This is a genomic window from Ramlibacter agri, assembly GCF_012927085.1.
In the GTDB taxonomy this organism is placed as follows: Bacteria; Pseudomonadota; Gammaproteobacteria; order Burkholderiales; family Burkholderiaceae_C; genus Ramlibacter; species Ramlibacter agri.
Genome location: NZ_JABBFX010000001.1, coordinates 752,929 through 768,290 on the forward strand (window position 1 = coordinate 752,929; position 15,362 = coordinate 768,290).

The window sequence follows — 15,362 nt, forward strand, 5'->3', positions numbered from 1 at the left end:
AGTCTGCGGGTTCAGAAACTGTGCTTGAGGCCGAAGTCCAGCCCGTTCGAGGCGGAGCTTGCCAGCCCCGCGCCCACCAGGGAACCGTTCAGCGTACTGGTCGCGCCGTTGCGGTTCCACAGGTGCGCGTAGGTCGTGTACACCGCCGTGCGCTTGGACAGGTAATACACGTAGCCGATGGCGGCCTTGCGTGAAACCGGGCCGCTGCCCAGGTCCACCTTGTAGCCGGAATAGGAGAAGCGCACGAGGCCGGGGCCGGCGACGTACGAGCCGCCCACCATCCAGCCCTTGCCATCCAGCGGCGCGGGGCCGATGCCGCCCGTCAGCGTCGTGCCGCCGGCGCGGTCCGACACGTATTCCGCATTCAGTTGCAAGTTGCCCAGCTTCCAGGTTCCACCCACGTCCCAGGTGCGGAAGTCGCCGAGCAGAGCGTACTTCGTCTTGCCGTACGCGGCTGAGACGTCGACGGGGCCGGCGGCGTAGCCGAAGCGCGCGTTGTAGCCCGAACCGTCGTCCTCGGTCGCTGCGCCGTCCTGTGCGTTCTCGCCCAGGTAGTACTGCGCCCAGCCATAGAAGCCGCCGAGGTTGTCGCCGGTCATGTAGCCGATGCTGTTGGAGGCGCGCGCGCGCGTCGCCACCGGGCCGCCCGGGAAGGCAACGCCGGGCGACGTGGAGGTCGAAGCGGGGTAAGGGCCTTGCGCGGTGGCGCGTCGGATGCTGAAGCCGGTGAAGGCCAGGGTCGTGCCGGCGCCGTTCACGGTGAAGGGATCGTAGCCCGCCATCAGGGTGAAGGTGGGCGTGTAGTCGCGGCCCAGGCGCAAGGAGCCCCAGTCGCCGTTCAGGCTGACCCAGGATGCGCGGTTGAAGGTGAGGCTGCCCGCGCTGGCGCCGCCGGCCGCCTGCTGGTTGTTGGTGCTGCTTGCCACGCCCGTGCCGTCGTCCGGGTTCACGCCCATTTCCAGCCAGAACGAGGCCGACAGGCCGCCGCCCAGGTCCTCGCTGCCGCGGAAGCCCAGGCGCGAGCTGTTGAAGCCCGAGTTGGTGAGCTGCACGCGATGCGAGCCTCCGCTGGCGCTGCCATACGCGAGGGTCGCGTCCAGCACGCCGAACATGTTGAGGCCCACGGCAGGCACGCCGTTGCCGGCGCAGGCCGCCCCAGCAGCGGCGGTTGCCGCGAACGCGATCAGTGTTTTCTTCATGTACATCGTCTCCGTCATTGCGCGGCGCATGCTACGGAGGGATGGGGCGCGGGGAAAATACAGAATTGCTGGAGGGGGTATAACGCCGCCCGCCGCGAGCGGGACTGCCGCCATGGCGCGCGGCCTGTGGCCGGCGGCGCTCGCCTAGAATCCGCGCCATGGAGATGCGCCAGCTGCGGTATTTCGTGCAGATCGTCGAGAGCGGCAGTCTCGCCAAGGCATCGCGCCAGCTGTTCATCGCGCAGCCGGCATTGAGCCAGCACATGGCGCGCCTCGAGCACGAGGTCGGCAAGTCCCTGCTGGTGCGATCGTCGCGCGGCGTGGCGCCCACCGAGAACGGCTCGGCGCTTTACCAGCACGCCAAGTTCCTGCTGCGGCAGCTGGAGGAAACGGTCGCCATCGCGCGCCAGGAGCCCGCGGCCCTGAGCGGGCGCGTGACGCTGGGCGTCGGCCCGACGACGGCCTGCCAGCTTGGGGTGCCCTTCATGGAGCACCTGGCCGCGGCGTACCCCGCCGTCATGCTGAACATCATCGAGGGCGCGAGCGGCCAGCTGGAATACATGGTGCGCATGGGGCAGCTGGACATGGCCATCCTGTTCTGGCCCGACGCGGCTTCCGATCTGCAGGTGGAACCGCTGGCGGAGGAGGAACTCTTCGTGATCGTGCCCCGGAACAGCGCGCTGGTGCCGCAGGACCAGGAGGCGCTCACGTTGCGCCAGGTCTCGCAGCTGCCGCTGGTGCTGCCGAGCCTGCGGCATGCCCTGCGCCAGCGCCGCATCGAGCTCGAGTTCAAGCGGGCCGGCCTGCCGCTGGACCCGATCGCGGAAGTGGATTCGCTGCCGCTGCTGATGAACTGGGTGGAGCGCCGCAATGCCGCCACCATCCAGCCGTACGCGGCCATCCGCGCCGCCGGCAACGAGCCGCAGCGCTGGCGAACCTTGCGCATCGCCGATGTCCGCGTGGTACGGCCGAACTTTCTCTACGCGTTGCCGGACGGCAAGCTGTCGCGCGTGGCCGCCGCGGTGCGCGACGAGATGCGCCTGGTCGTGAAACGGCTCGTCGAATCCGGTGAATGGCAAGGCGTGACCCTGCCGGCGGAAAGCGCTGCCGCCTGAGGCCGCCTCACGCAGCCTGCAGGCCCGCGAGGTAGCCGAACACCAGCGCCGGGCCCAGCGTGATGCCGGGACCCGGATAGGCGCCGTTCATGACCGACTGCATGTCGTTGCCGCAGGCAAGCAGGCCGGGGATGGGTATGCCGTCATCGCGCAGCACCCGTGCTTGCGCATCGGTCACCAGGCCCGCGGCCATGCCCAGGTCCGCCGGCTGCACCGCCACCGCGTAGAACGGCGGACGCCGCAAGGGCGCGACGCAGGGGTTGGGCTGGTGGTCGCCGTCTCCCAGGTGCCGCTGGTAGATGTCGCCGCCGCGGCCGAATTGCCGGTCGATGCCCAGCTTCGCGCCCTCGTTGAAGGCTTCGACGGTGCGCACGAAGCGCGCGGCATCGATGCCCAGCTGCTGCGCCAGCCCAGGCAGGTTGGCGGCGCGCCGCAGGTAGCCAGAAGCAACGTCCCGCGCCACCGACAACGCGAACGGCTTCACGCGGCCGAGTCCATAGCGCCAGAGGAAATCGCGATCGCACACCAGCCAGGCCGGCACCGCCTCGGCTCCGGCGCGCAGCTGGGCCCGCACGAACTCGTGGTACGAAGCCGCCTCGTTGGTGAAGCGCCGGCCCTGGCGGTCCACCGCGATCAGTCCCGGCTTGGCGCGGTCGGCCACGGTGTGCGGGTACACGCCGCGCGTGCCGTCCGCGCGCTGAAAGGTCGATGCGGGAACCCACAAGGCCTGCTGCGTGGGCGATTCGCTCAGGTGCCCGCCTGCCTGCAGCGCGAGCGCGGCGCCGGAGGGAACAAGCGGCGAACCCATCGTGGCACTCAGGGTGCCGGCCAGTTCGGGCACGAAGCGCGCCCGTAGTTCAGGCGCATGCGAGATGCCGCCCGTGGCCAGCACCACGCTGGATGCGGCGATGAACTCCGGCCCGCGCGGGCTGGAGACCTCCACGCCTTCGACGGTCCCTTCGTGCAGGACGATGTGGCGCACCACGGTCTCGGTGCGCACCTGCACGCCAAGGTCCAGCACGGACTTGAACAGTCGCGCCGCCAGCGCATTGCCCAGGACCAGCGTGGTGCCGCGCGCCGCGTGCAGCCGCTCGCGTGCATGGCGCGCCAGCAGGCGCGCCACGTGCCAGGCGGAGCGCGGCGAGCGCGCCGCGCGGCGCAAGTGCGGGATGTCGGCGCGCGCGATCATCATGCCGCCGAACAGTGTGAACTCGGGCAAGGGTGGCCGCAGCAGCGGGAATGCGTCGCCGAGCACGCTGGCGTCGAACGTGACCGGCTCCAGGACCCGTCCGCCGGCGGTGGCGCCGGGCAGCTCCGGGTAGTAGTCCGGATAGCGCACGACCGGCTGCAGCCGCAGCGCCGTGTGCGACTCGAGATAGCGGACGGCCTCGTCGCCGCGCGCGAGGAAGGTCTCGAGCATGTCGGCCGGGCCGCCCGGCGGCACCACGCAACCCAGGTAGTTGCGCGCCGCGTCCAGGGTGTCGGCCAGGCCCGCGGCCTGCATCTTGTGGTTCGCCGGGATCCACACCATGCCGCCCGAGATCGCGGTGGTGCCGCCGACGAGGGTCGACTGCTCCAGCAGCAGCACGCGGCGGCCGCGCGACGCCGCCACCGCCGCCGCGCTCAGGCCGGCGGCGCCGCTGCCGACCACCACCACGTCCACCCGGTTCATGCCGAGATCGTCACCATGCGCTCTTCGCTCATTTCGCGGATCGCGTGGTGCGGGCCTTCGCGGCCGAAGCCGCTGTCCTTGCTGCCGCCGTAGGGCATCAGGTCCACGCGCGAGCTGGAGGTCTCGTTGACGTGCACGCCGCCTACCTGCAACTGGCGCGCCGCGCGAAAGGCGTCGTCCAGGCGGTTCGTGAAGACGCCGGTGGCCAGGCCGTAGGGTGTCGCGTTGACGCGGTGGATGGCTTCGTCCAGCGTGGCGAAGGGCACGATGGACACCACCGGCCCGAAGACTTCCTGGCACGACACGCGCGCATCCGCGGGCACGTCGGCCAGCAGGGTGGGCGGAATCACCGCGCCGCGGCGTTCGCCACCGGCCAGCAGCCGCGCGCCGCCTGCCACTGCCTCGGCGATCCAGCTTTCGATGCGGCGCGCCGCGGCCTCGCTGATCACCGGGCCGACGACGGTGTCCGTCAGCGACGGGTCGCCGAAAGGCAGCTCGCGCACCAGCGCGGCCAGCTTGTCCTCGACGCGCGCGCGCAGCGACTGGTGAACCAGCAGCACCTGGATCGAAGTGCACACCTGGCCAGCCTTGCGGTAGGACGCGTTCATCACGCGCGGCAGCGCGCGCCCCAGGTCGGCGTCGTCGCAGAGGATGGTGAAGGCGATGCTTCCCAGCTCCATCTGCGTGCGGCGCAGGCCGGCGCGGCGCTGGATGTCGCGGCCTGCTTCGGTGCTTCCGGTGAAGGCGTAGAAGCGCACCAGCGGTTCGTCCAGCAGCGCTTGCGCGACCTCGGCGTCGCCGTGCAGCACGGTGATCAGCCCCGGCGGCAGGCCGGCTTCGATGAGGGTGGCGGCCATGATGTTCGCCGCCGTCGGCGTGTGCGCGGACGGCTTCAGCACCACGGCGTTGCCGGCGGCCAGCGCCGGTGCCACCTTGTGGGCCACGGTGTTCAGCGGCGCATTGAAAGGCGTGATGGCGCACACCACGCCCAGCGGCACGCGCAAGGTAAATCCCAGGCGGCCGGCCTGCTGCGGCGCGCCTTCCAGCGGCACCATGTCGCCACCGAAGCGCCGTGCTTCTTCCGCGGACAGGCGGAAGGTCTCCAGGCAGCGCGCCAGCTCGCCGCCGGCATCGGCGGCGGTGAAGCCGGCTTCGGCCTGCAGGCTGCGCACCAGTTCGTCGCGCCGCAGCGCCAGCAGTTGCGCGGTGCGTTCCAGGATGCGGCCGCGATCGTGTGGTGTCAGCACCGAAGCCTCGAAGGCCGCGTGGGCGGCGACGACCGCCTCGTGCACCTGCGAGCGCGACGGCACGTGCAGCACGCCGCATGGCGCGAGCTTGAACTTGTCCAGCACGGGGCGGCGCTCGGCGCCATCGGTCCACGCGCCGGCGATCAACAGGCGCGCGTCGGTTGCAAAGCTCACAGTGGCACCTCCTCGTCTTCCACCGGCGTCGTGACCACCAGGAACACCAGCGGCGTGGTGCCTTCGTTGGTGAAGCCGTGGTGCACGCCGGGCGGCACGAACACGTAGTCGTTCCTGCGCATGACGACCTTGCGCCCGTCCAGGGTCAACAGGCCCTCGCCTTCCAGCACGTGGTAGACCTGCTCCTGCACCTTGTGCACGTGCTCCTGCACGTAGGCCATCGGCTGGTAGCAGGAGATGCGGAAGTCGATGCGGCGCGAACCGCAGGTCTCCGGCCGCACCAGCGCCTTGGACAGCGCGCCACCGAAGTGGCCGGGGAATTCCTGCCACGGCACCTGCACGGTGTGGCTGACGAAAGCTTCCTGCGGCTTGCCCTCGCTTGGGCTCATGACGTTTGCCTCCCAGATGTCAGAGGCTGCGGAGTCTACGAACGCGATCGGCCGCGGTGAACTACCGTTTTGCGAGAGTAGCTATAGCGCTGGCTTATAGCGGCGGGGCCATCGCGCCAGGTTATAGCCGCTGCATCAAAACGGTAGTTCTCCCGCCAGCTCTTGCTGCGTAGCATGCCGTCGCATTGCGGCCCACCCGGGCCAAAGCGGACGCGCTGACATGCAAATGAAGTTTCCCCACCTGTTCCAGCCTATCCAGATCGGCAAGCTGCGCCTGAAGAACCGCATCGCCATGGCGCCCATGGGCTTCCCCGCGATGAGCGACGCCGAGGGCGTGCCCACGCAGCGCTACGTCGACTACTTCACCGAGCGCGCCAAGGGCGGCGCCGGCCTGCTGATCACGGGCATGCTGAAGGTGGAGGACACGATCGAGTACACGATGTCCAAGCGCGGGCCGGTGCGCAAGGAGTTCATCCGGCCGTTCGCCGACCTCACCGAGGGCATCCATTCCCTGGGCACGCGCATCTTCGCGCAGCTGTCCGCCGGCCTGGGCTACCAGGGCCGGCCGCACAACATCCGCGGCACGCCGGTGGCGCCTTCGGCGATTCCCAACTTCGCGGACCCGCGCGTCACCTGCCGCGAGCTGTCGGTGGAGGAGATCCAGCGCCTGGTCAAGGCCTACGGCGACGCCGCCGAACTGCTGGCGGGCGCCGGCGTCGACGGCGTGGAAGTGCATGGGCATGCCGGCTTCCTGATCGACCAGTTCTCCTCCTCGCTCTGGAACAAGCGCACCGACCGCTACGGTGGCGACCTCAAGGGGCGGCTCACCTTCGCCTTCGAGCTGCTGCACGAAGTGAAGCGCCGCCTGGGCGACGGCTACCCGGTGCAGTATCGCTACGGCCTCAAGCACTACATGAAGGAGATCCGCCAGTCGGGCCTGCCCGGCGAGGACTTCGTGGAGCTGGGCCGCGACATCGACGAAGGCCTCCAGATGGCGGAGCTGCTGGAGGCCGAGGGCTTCGATTCGCTGGCGGTCGACGCCGGCACGGCCACCGGCCACTACTGGGCGCACCCGCCCATCTACCAGGCGCACGGCTGCATGCTGGACCTGGCGGCCGGGGTGAAGGAGCTCGTGAAGATCCCGGTGATCGCGGTGGGCCGGCTGGACATTCCCGAGATGGCCAACGACGCGGTGGCCAGCGGCAAGGCGGACATCGTGTCGCTCGCCAAGGGCTTGCTGGCCGACCCCTACTGGCCCAACAAGGTGCGCGAAGGCAAGGTCGAAGACATCCGGCCCTGCATCGGCTGCCACCAGGCCTGTTCCGAGCCCATGAACGGGCGCTACATCAATTCCTGCACGGTGAATCCAGCCTGTGGCCGCGAGCGCACGCACACGCTGCAGCCGGCGGAGAAGCCGCGCACCATCCTCGTCGCGGGCGGCGGCATCGGCGGCATGGAAGCGGCGCGCGCCAGCGCCAGCCGCGGGCACAAGGTCGTTCTCTATGAAAAGGGCGAGGCGCTGGGCGGGCACCTGATCGAAGCCGGCGTGCCGGGCGACAAGAAGGACATCGAGCGCCTGAACACCTGGTACCGCCGCCAGCTGGAGCAGCTGGGCGTGGACGTGCGCCTGAACACCGCGGTGACCCCCGACGTGGTGGCGCGAGACCAGCCCGACGTGGTGCTGGTCGCGACCGGCTCGCAGGATGTCATCCCGCGCCTGCCCGGCGTGGACAAGCCGCACGTGGGCAGGGCCACCGAGGTGCTGCTTGGCAAGAAGGCCATGGGCGAACAGGTGGTGGTGGTGGGCGCCGGCGAGAACGGTTGCGAGACCGCGCTGTGGCTGGCGCGCCAGGGCAAGAAGGTGAGCATCGTGGAGATGCAGGCCAAGCCCATCGCGATCCCGGTGGCCAACGCCAACCGCAACATGCTGCTGGACCTGCTGGTGCAGGCTGGCGTGCCGATCCTGCTCAACACCGCACTGCGCGAAGTGCTGGACGACGCCGTCGTGGTCGTTGGCAAGGATGGCGAGACGCGCCGCCTGGCTTGCGACAGCGTGGTGCTGGCCGTCGGCATGAAGGCCGACAACCGGCTGTTCGGCGCGCTGGCGCAGCAGTTCCCCGGCCCGCTGCACGATATCGGCGACTGCCAGGAAGCCAAGAACGTGATGAAGGCAGTGTGGGACGCCTACGAAGTCGCGCGCACCATCTGACAAAAGAAAAACGAAGGAGACAAACATGGGCACGAGACGGGACTTCGTGGTGCAGGGCGCCGCGCTCGCGGGCGCGCTCGCGCTGCCGCAGGCGGCCTCGGCCGCGCCGGACAAGATCGGCATCGCCATCGGTGAAGACCCCAGCACGCTGGACCAGAGCGCGAGCTGGACTGGCGTGGACTACCAGATCGCCGAGAACTACGGCGAATTCCTGGTGCAGCGCACGCCGGCCGGCGAGCTGAAGCCGGGGCTGGCGAGCGCGTGGAAGGTTGCGCCCGACGGCAAGCTCATCGAATTCACGCTGCGCAAGGACGTCAAGTTCCACAGTGGCGACCCGTTCACGGCCAAGGACGTCCTCTTCAGCTTCGAGCGTGGCCGCGTCAAGAGCTCCACGTCGAAGACGCGCCTGGCTTCGGTGGAGCGCATCGAGGCGGTGGGCGACTACGGCGTCAAGGTGTTCTTCAAGGCACCGGACGTCACCTTCATCCCCAACCGCGGCGGCGTGATGATGGTGTCCAAGGCCTACTTCGATCGCGTCGGTGAAGACGCGTTCGCGAAGCAGCCGGTGGGCACCGGCCCGTACAAGCTGGTGCGCTACGCCTCCGGCGAATCGCTGGACCTGGAGCGCTTCGCCGGCTACTGGGGCGACAAGCCGAAGATCGCCGAGGCGCGCTTCTTCTTCATCCCCGAAGACACGACGCGCGTGGCCAAGCTGAAGGCCGGCGAGGTGGACCTGATCAACGCCTGTCCCTATTCCGCGGTCAAGGACCTGGAAAGCCGCAAGGACTTCAAGCTGGTGAAGCTGCCGGTGGACCACCCGACGATGTCGGTGGTGTTTGCCACGCAGAACCCCAAGACGCCCTGGCACGACCGCCGCGTGCGGCTGGCCATGGCGTACGCCGTGAACACCGATGCCATCATCAAGAACGTGCTCGGAGGCATCCCGAACCACTGGGTTTTCCTGGCCCCGCACGAACTGGGCTACGACCCGGCGCTGAAGCACTACCCTTACGACCCCGCGAAGTCGCGCGCGCTGCTGGCCGAAGCGGGCTACTCCAACGGCTTCGACCTGAAGCTGTACTACGCCACCACGGGGCGGGTGCAGATGAACGCGCAGCTGGCGGAAGCCATCGCCGCCTACTTCGAGGCGGTGGGCATCCGCACGCGCCTGGTGGGCGAGGAGTGGCTCGCCTATCGCTCGCGCTACAACGCATCGCGAAAGCCCACGGCGGAATACGTCGCGCTGTTCACGCACGGGCGTGCCGGCAGCCCCGACCCGACCTACAACGTCTCGCTGTTCTTCGGCAAGGACGGCCCCATCAGCACCTACGCCAACGCGGACCTGGACCAATTGAACGCCGATGCGAAAGCGACGGTGGACGACGCCAAGCGCGCGGAGTTGATCCGGAAGGAAGTGCGGCTGATCCAGGAGGACGTGCCCAGCTTCCCGATCTACAACAACGTGACGGTCTACGCGATGAAGAGCAACGTCGTCTTCAAGCCGACGCTGAAATACAACCTGGACCTGACGCTGGTCAAGGACATGTCCTTCGCCTGAGCGCGGGAGCGCAGCATGGCCCGATACGCCTTGAAGCGCCTGCTGGTGGGCCTGGTCTGCCTGCTGGGCGTGAGCCTCATCATCTTCGTCGCGGTGCGCCTGACCGGCGACCCGACCGACCTGTTGCTGCCGGAAGACGCCAGCGACGCCGACCGCGTGGCGCTGCAGGCCGAACTGGGACTGGACCGGCCGCTGCCGGTGCAGTACGCGATCTTCCTGAAGGGCGCGGCACAGGGCGACTTCGGCAAGTCCACGCGCTGGCGCCAGCCCGCGATGGAGCTGGTGCTGAATCGCCTGCCGGCGACCTTGCAGCTGAGCGCGTTGGCTTTCTCCATCGCCATGGTGCTGGGCCTGCTGGGCGGCGTGACCTCGGCCCGCCTGCGCGGTTCGGCGTTCGACCAGGTGGTGAAGGTCGGCGTCACTTTCGGCCTGGCCGTGCCGGTGTTCTGGCTCGGGTTGATGCTGATCCTGGCCTTCGCCGTCGGCCTGGGCCTCTTCCCCACCAGCGGGCGCGGCGGCTTCGCGGCGATGGTGCTGCCGGCGGTGACGATGGCGCTGAACCCGGCGGCGGCCATGAGCCGGCTCTCGCGGTCGGCGATGCTCAACGTGCTGGGCGCCGACTACATCAAGATGGCGCGCGTCAAGGGCAACTCCGAAGCGCGCGTGGTGTGGAAGCATGGCCTGAAGAACGCGGCCATCCCACTCGTCACGTTGGCCGGCATCCAGCTGGCCAACATGGTGGGCAACACCGTGGTGGTGGAGACCATCTTCGCCTGGCCCGGCATCGGCAAGCTGATCGTGGATGCCATCTATGCGCGCGACTTCGCCGTGGTGCAGGCCGGCATCTGCGTGGTGTCGGCCATCTACATCCTCCTGAACATCGCGGTCGACCTCGTCTACGGCGTGCTCGACCCGCAGATCCGCTACGACTGATGGCTGCCTCCATGAACCCCACCCTGGGCGCGGCGTCGCCAAGGCGCCGGCCGGGCGCGGACCTGTGGCGCCGGCTGCAGCAGATGCCGCTGCTGGCGCTGGCGATGCTGCTGCCCGTCGTACTGTGCGGCCTGTTCGGGCCCTGGCTGGTGCCGCACGATCCCGCGGCCATCGCGCCGGCCATGGCGCTGCGCCCGCCGTCCTGGCTGGCCGGCGAAGGCTGGACGCACCTGTTCGGCACCGACTACCTGGGCCGCGACGTGTTCAGCCGCGTGGTCGTCGGCGCCCGCGCTTCGCTGCTGGCATCGCTGGTGGGCGTGGGCCTGGCCGGCGTGGCAGGTGTCGCCATCGGCCTGTGCTCGGGCCTGTTCGGCGGCCGCGTCGACGCGGTGCTGATGCGCCTGGTCGACATCCAGATGTCCATGCCCGCGATCCTGCTGGCGCTGCTGGTGTCCGCCGCGCTCGGCTCCGGCCTGGTAGCGGTGACGGCGGTGATCGCCATCGTGTTCTGGACCAACTATGCCCGCGTCGTGCGCGGCGAGACCTTGGGCGTGCGCCAGCGCGATTACGTGGTCATGGCGCGCGTGCTGGGTTGCTCGACGCCGCGGCTGCTGTGGAAGCACATCCTGCCCAACGTGATCGATTCGGCGCTGGTGGTCGCTTCCCTGCAGCTCGGCGCGGCCGTGATGCTGGAAGCGTCGCTCAGCTTCCTGGGCCTTGGCGTGCAGCCGCCGGCCGTGGCCTGGGGAAAGATGATCGCCGAGTCGCGGCTGTACCTGGCGACGGCTTGGTGGCTGCCCACCTTCCCGGGCATCGCGCTGGTCGTCACCGTGCTGGGCACCAACCTGCTCGGGGACTGGCTGCGCGACGCGCTGGACCCCAAGCTGCGGCAGATGTAGGCGCAGGAGATTCGTGGTGCAAGAACCCTTGTTGTCCGTCGAAGGCCTGCAGACCTGGTGCTTCACCCGTACCGGCGTGGTGAAGGCCGTGGACGGCGTCAGCTTCACGCTGGACCGGGGCGAGGCGCTCGGCCTGGTCGGCGAGTCCGGCTCCGGCAAGAGCATGACCTGCAACTCGATCGTGCGGCTGGCGCCGCAGGCGGCGCGCACGGTCGGCGGCCGCGTGCTGTTCGAGGGCCGTGACCTGCTGCAGCTGAAGGAAGCGCAGATGCGCGAAGTGCGCGGCGGCCGCATCGGCATGATCCTGCAGGACCCGCTGATGTCGCTGAACCCGGTGTTCACCATCGGCAACCAGGTCGGCGAGTCCTTCCGCCTGCATGGCGGCCGGCGCTCGGCGACGGAGATCCGGCGCGACGTGGTGGAAGTGCTGGCCCAGGTCAACATCCCTTCGCCGGCGCAGCGCATGGCGAGCTATCCCTTCCAGTTCAGCGGCGGCATGCGCCAGCGCACGGTGGCGGCGATGGCGCTGGCCGGCCGGCCCAGCCTGCTGATCGCGGACGAACCCACCACCGCGCTGGACGTGACGGTGCAGGACCAGTTCCTGCGCCTGCTGAAAGACTTGCAGGCCAACGCAGGCATGGCGCTGCTGATGGTGACGCATGACCTGGGCATCGTGGCCGAGACCTGCGACCGCGTTGCCGTCATGTACGCGGGCCGCATCGTGGAGATCGGCAAGGTGCAGGACGTGCTGGGAAGGCCGGCGCATCCGTACACCGAAGCGCTCCTGCAGGCCCTGCCCAAGGCGGGCGTGCGCCGCAAGCGCCTGTTCCAGATTCCCGGCGAGCCGCCCAACCTGATGGACCTGCCGCCCGGCTGCGCCTTCCTGCCTCGCTGCCATCGCGCCACCGAACTTTGCAAGACCGGCGTGCCGCCGATGGTGGACCTGGGTGCGGGCCGCCGCGCTGCTTGCTGGCACCTTGCCAGACAGGAGGCCCTGGCATGAACCCCGTGCTGCAACTGGACGAGGTGCGCAAGCACTACCCTGGCCCGCGTGCGGGCTGGATTGCGCGCAGCCGCGGCGTGGTGAAGGCGGTGGACGGTGCCAGCGCGGAAATCGAACGCGGCACCAGCTTCGCGCTGGCCGGCGAATCGGGCAGCGGCAAGTCGACGCTCGCGCGCATGATCCTGCGGCTGGAGCAGCCCAGCGCCGGCAGCATCCGCTTCGAGGGCCGTGAGGTGGCCGGCCTGGCGGGCGCGGACCTCGCCTGGTATCGCTCGCGCGTGCAGGCCGTGTTCCAGGACGCCTCCGGCTCGCTGGACCCACGCATGCGCATCGGCGCCATCGTTGCGGAGCCGCTGGAGATCCAGCGCGCCGCCGGTGGCAACAAGCTGACGAAGCAGGAGATGCGCGAGAAGGTGCAGGAGATGCTGAAGCTGGTGGGCCTGCCGCAACGCGTCTTCGCCAACTATCCGCACGAATTGAGCGGCGGCCAGAAGCAGCGCGTGGCGATCGCCCGCGCCATGGTGCTGGAGCCGGCGCTGGTGGTGCTGGACGAACCGGTGTCGGCGCTGGACGTGTCCATTCGCGCGCAGGTGCTGAACCTGCTGGCGGATTTCCAGGACCGCCTGGGCTTGAGCTACTTCCTGATTTCGCACGACCTTGCGACGCTGGGGCACGTCAGCACGCGCATGGCGGTGATGTACCTGGGGCGGATCATCGAAACCGGCAGCACGGACGAAATCTACGCGCGGCCGCTGCACCCCTACACGCGGGCGCTGTTCGCCGCCATGCCGGTGGCCGAGCCAGGCCGCGTCAAGCCCGCGCCCGCCATGCGCGGCGAGATCGGCTCGGCGCTGGACCTGCCGCGCGGCTGCCGCTTCTGCCCGCGCTGCGAGCTGGCGCAGCCGGTCTGCCGCGAAGTCGATCCGCCGCTGGTGCAGGTCGATGCGCAGCATGCCGTCGCCTGCCATCTGGCCGCCCCCTCTCTCGAAGACACAGGAACACCATGAAACTGCTGGAACCCGGATACATCGGGAAGGTGCGGCTGAAGAACCGCGTGGTGATGTCGGCCATGGGGCCGGGCGCGCTGGTGCAGCTGGATGGCAGCCTGTCGCAGCGCGGCATCGATTACTACGTGGCGCGCGCCAAGGGCGGCGTTGGCCTGATCACCACCGGCTCGACGCGCGTGACGCGCGAGTTCGAGCGCGTGCCCACGAGCCCCATCCAGTCCACCCTGATGGTGGACCACAAGAACTACACGCGCTGGGTGCACGAGCTGGCGGCGGGCGTGCACGACTACGGCGCCAAGCTGGCCGTGCAGCTGACGGCGGGCCTGGGCCGCGCGCTGGGCAAGGCGGACCTCGCCAAGGTCCGGCCCATCGGGCCTTCGCCGCTGCCCTGCCTGCTGGACCCGAAAACCTTGACGCACGAACTCACCTTGGGCGAGATCGAGCGCATCCTCGACGCCTTCGAAGCCGCGGCCGAAGTGCTGAAGCTGGCGCAGGTGGACATCGTGGAACTGAACTGCCACAACGGCTACCTGGTCGACCAGTTCATGACGCCGCTGTGGAACCAGCGCAAGGACGACTACGGCGGCGACCTGGACAATCGCCTGCGCTTCCTGGTGCAGATCGTCGGTCGCCTCAAGAAGGGTCTGGGCCGCGAGTTCCCGGTCGCCGTCAAGTACGCACTGACCCACTACCACCCCGGTGGCCGCGAGCCGGAAGAGGGCGTGGAGATCGCCCGCAAGCTGGAGGCCGCCGGCGTGGACGCGCTGACCATCGACGCCGGTTGCCGCGAGACCTTCTACTGGACGCTGCCTTCCGAGTTCCAGCCCGAGGCGATCAACCTGGAGCTGGCGGCGCTGGTGAAGCAGGCGGTGAAGATCCCGGTGGTGACGGTGGGCAAGATGGGCAACCCGCGCCTGGCCGAACAGGCATTGCGCGAAGGCAAGGCTGATTTCATCGCCATGGGCCGCGGCCTGCTGGCGGACCCGGACTGGGTGAACAAGGTGAAGGGCGGCCGCACCGAGGACATCATCCCCTGCGTCGACTGCTTCGAAGGCTGCCACCGCTACATCCACGAAGGCAAGGCCATCACCTGCGCCGTCAATCCCGCCACCGGCAACGAGCGCGAGTTCGCGTTGGCGCCGGCGGCCGAACGCAAGTCGGTGCTGGTGATAGGCGGCGGGCCCGGCGGCATGGAGGCGGCGCGCGTGGCGGCGTTGCGCGGCCACCGCGTGCAGCTGTGGGAAAAGGAAGGCGAACTGGGCGGCAACATGCGCCCGGGCTCCGGGCCGGAATTCAAGGAGATCTACCGGCGCCTCAACGACTACCTGCGCCACCAGCTGAAGAAGCATGGCGTGGAAGTGGCGCTGGAACAGGAGGCCACGCCCGAGCGGGTGAAGGCGCTGGGCCCCGATGCCGTGGTGGTCGCCACCGGCAGTACGCCGGTGATTCCGGGCATTGCCGGCGCGGACCGCGCCAACGTGGTCACCGCCAACGACTTGCTGACCGGCCAGGCGCAAGCCGGCGCCACCGTGGTCATCATCGGCGGCGGCGTGGTGGGCTGCGAGACGGCGCTGTACCTCGCGCAGCTGGGGAAGAAGGTGAGCATCGTCGAACTGCAGGCGGCTGCCGGCGGCGACATGTACTACATCAACCGCATGCACATGATGCGGCTGCTGGCCGAGGCGGAGATCGAGATCCTCACGCGCTCGAAAGTGTCCGAGATCGCCGAGGCCGGCGTGGTCTTCAGCGACGCGCAGGGCGAGCGCCGCACACTGCCTGCGGATACGGTGGTGCTGGCGGTCGGCTTCCGGCCCACGACCGGGCTGCTGCAGCGGCTGGAAGGCACGGTGGACGAACTGTTCCCCATCGGCGACTGCCTGGGCCCCCGCAAGGTGATGGAAGCGATGCAGGAGGGCTACCGCGTCGCGCGGCTGCTGTGACACCCCTCGCGCCAGCT

General features: G+C 69.3%; 12 protein-coding genes. 8 read left to right on the forward strand and 4 right to left on the reverse strand.

Going from position 1 to position 15,362, the window contains the following annotated elements:
* Positions 1 to 11 precede the first annotated feature (11 nt).
* A complete protein-coding gene (locus HHL11_RS03570; RefSeq protein WP_169417069.1) occupies positions 12 to 1,199 on the reverse strand; it encodes a porin in 1,188 nt (395 codons plus the stop codon).
* Positions 1,200 to 1,357: 158 nt separating this feature from the next.
* Here HHL11_RS03570 and HHL11_RS03575 point away from each other — a divergent pair, with 158 nt between their 5' ends.
* Positions 1,358 to 2,314, forward strand: coding sequence for a LysR substrate-binding domain-containing protein (locus HHL11_RS03575; protein WP_169417070.1), 957 nt, complete (start codon positions 1,358 to 1,360; stop codon positions 2,312 to 2,314).
* A gap of 7 nt (positions 2,315 to 2,321) precedes the next feature.
* Here HHL11_RS03575 and HHL11_RS03580 read toward each other — a convergent pair whose 3' ends face one another.
* The 3 genes from HHL11_RS03580 to HHL11_RS03590 are packed head-to-tail and all read right to left on the reverse strand — an operon-like array spanning position 2,322 to position 5,796.
* Positions 2,322 to 3,986 (reverse strand): FAD-dependent oxidoreductase, encoded by a 1,665-nt coding sequence (locus tag HHL11_RS03580; protein WP_169417071.1) that lies wholly within the window; start codon positions 3,984 to 3,986, stop codon positions 2,322 to 2,324.
* Positions 3,983 to 5,407 (reverse strand): aldehyde dehydrogenase family protein, encoded by a 1,425-nt coding sequence (locus HHL11_RS03585; protein ID WP_342593168.1) that lies wholly within the window; start codon positions 5,405 to 5,407, stop codon positions 3,983 to 3,985. The genes HHL11_RS03580 and HHL11_RS03585 overlap by 4 nt, the downstream gene beginning before the upstream one ends.
* Positions 5,404 to 5,796, reverse strand: a complete 393-nt coding sequence (locus tag HHL11_RS03590) for a cupin domain-containing protein (RefSeq protein ID WP_169417072.1) — start codon at positions 5,794 to 5,796, stop codon at positions 5,404 to 5,406. Before HHL11_RS03590 ends, HHL11_RS03585 begins: the two co-directional genes overlap by 4 nt.
* A 226-nt stretch (positions 5,797 to 6,022) precedes the next feature.
* On the opposite strand from HHL11_RS03590, the gene HHL11_RS03595 reads away from it, so the two are divergent.
* The 7 genes from HHL11_RS03595 to HHL11_RS03625 are packed head-to-tail and all read left to right on the forward strand — an operon-like array spanning position 6,023 to position 15,345.
* A complete protein-coding gene (locus tag HHL11_RS03595; RefSeq protein ID WP_205964204.1) occupies positions 6,023 to 8,005 on the forward strand; it encodes an oxidoreductase in 1,983 nt (660 codons plus the stop codon).
* Between the two features lie 25 nt (positions 8,006 to 8,030).
* A complete protein-coding gene (locus HHL11_RS03600) occupies positions 8,031 to 9,563 on the forward strand; it encodes an ABC transporter substrate-binding protein (RefSeq protein ID WP_169417074.1) in 1,533 nt (510 codons plus the stop codon).
* 15 nt (positions 9,564 to 9,578) lie between these two features.
* Positions 9,579 to 10,496, forward strand: coding sequence for an ABC transporter permease (locus HHL11_RS03605; protein ID WP_169417075.1), 918 nt, complete (start codon positions 9,579 to 9,581; stop codon positions 10,494 to 10,496).
* Complete coding sequence (locus tag HHL11_RS03610) at positions 10,496 to 11,395, forward strand: ABC transporter permease (RefSeq protein WP_240979995.1); 900 nt, start codon at positions 10,496 to 10,498, stop codon at positions 11,393 to 11,395. Before HHL11_RS03605 ends, HHL11_RS03610 begins: the two co-directional genes overlap by 1 nt.
* A 16-nt stretch (positions 11,396 to 11,411) precedes the next feature.
* Positions 11,412 to 12,398, forward strand: a complete 987-nt coding sequence (locus tag HHL11_RS03615) for an ABC transporter ATP-binding protein (RefSeq protein WP_342593169.1) — start codon at positions 11,412 to 11,414, stop codon at positions 12,396 to 12,398.
* The gene (locus HHL11_RS03620; RefSeq protein ID WP_169417077.1) at positions 12,395 to 13,405 is read left to right on the forward strand and encodes an ABC transporter ATP-binding protein; all 1,011 of its coding nucleotides are present in this window, start codon (positions 12,395 to 12,397) and stop codon (positions 13,403 to 13,405) included. Before HHL11_RS03615 ends, HHL11_RS03620 begins: the two co-directional genes overlap by 4 nt.
* Positions 13,402 to 15,345, forward strand: coding sequence for an oxidoreductase (locus HHL11_RS03625; protein WP_169417078.1), 1,944 nt, complete (start codon positions 13,402 to 13,404; stop codon positions 15,343 to 15,345). The genes HHL11_RS03620 and HHL11_RS03625 overlap by 4 nt, the downstream gene beginning before the upstream one ends.
* Positions 15,346 to 15,362: the final 17 nt, after the last annotated feature.